We start from the raw sequence: 752 nt of genomic DNA, 5'->3' as shown, positions 1-752 counted from the left end.
TGGTGGCACCAGCAACAACCCGTTCCAGACCGTGACCCGTGAAGAGGTTGGTTTGAAGCTCAATGTGCGGCCGCAGATTTCCGAGGGCGGTACGGTCAAGCTCGACATTTATCAGGAAGTCAGCAGCATCGACGAACGCGCTTCGGCCAGCGCCAAATCGGCGGGGATTGTCACCAACAAACGGGCGATCGACACCAGCATCTTGCTGGATGACGGCCAGATCATGGTGCTTGGCGGCTTGCTGCAGGACGGCTACAGCCAGAGCAACGACGCGGTGCCGTGGCTGGGCAGTCTGCCGGGGATTGGTGCGCTGTTTCGCAACGAGCGCCGGGCGATCACCAAGACCAACCTGATGGTGTTCCTGCGCCCGTACATCATCCGCGACAGCGAAGCGGGGCGCAGCATCACTCTCAACCGCTACGATTTCATGCGCCGCGCCCAGGGTGGCCTGCAACCGGAACGCAGCTGGGCGATGCCGGACATGCAGGCGCCACAATTGCCGACAGCAGCGCAAGGCGTGCCGGCAGTGGCGCCCACCTCAGGCCCTCGCGCAACTATCAAAGCCGTGCCGATTGACGGGAGCAGACGCTTTTGAAACCAGCTCGCAATGTGCAACTCACCCCTGTGGTGAGGGGATTTATCCCTGTTCGGCTGCGCAGCAGTCGTAAACATTGCGGGCGCGGTATGTCTGGAAAAAACCGATTGCAGGTTTTGGGGTTGCTGCGCAACCCAACGGGGATAAATCCCCTCGC

At 61.3% G+C, this 752-nt stretch carries 1 pseudogene; it reads left to right on the top strand.

Features of this window, described 5'->3' with window-relative positions:
• A pseudogene (locus DBR24_RS33715) lies at positions 1 to 595 on the top strand (type II secretion system protein GspD); the annotation flags it as partial.
• Positions 596 to 752 lie beyond the last annotated feature (157 nt).

It is taken from the genome of Pseudomonas sp. HMWF006, from assembly GCF_003061205.1.
GTDB classification, from domain to species: domain Bacteria; phylum Pseudomonadota; class Gammaproteobacteria; order Pseudomonadales; family Pseudomonadaceae; genus Aquipseudomonas; species Aquipseudomonas monsensis.
The sequence above is the reverse complement of the archived record's forward strand: the minus strand, read 5'-3'. Positions and strand labels throughout refer to the sequence as shown.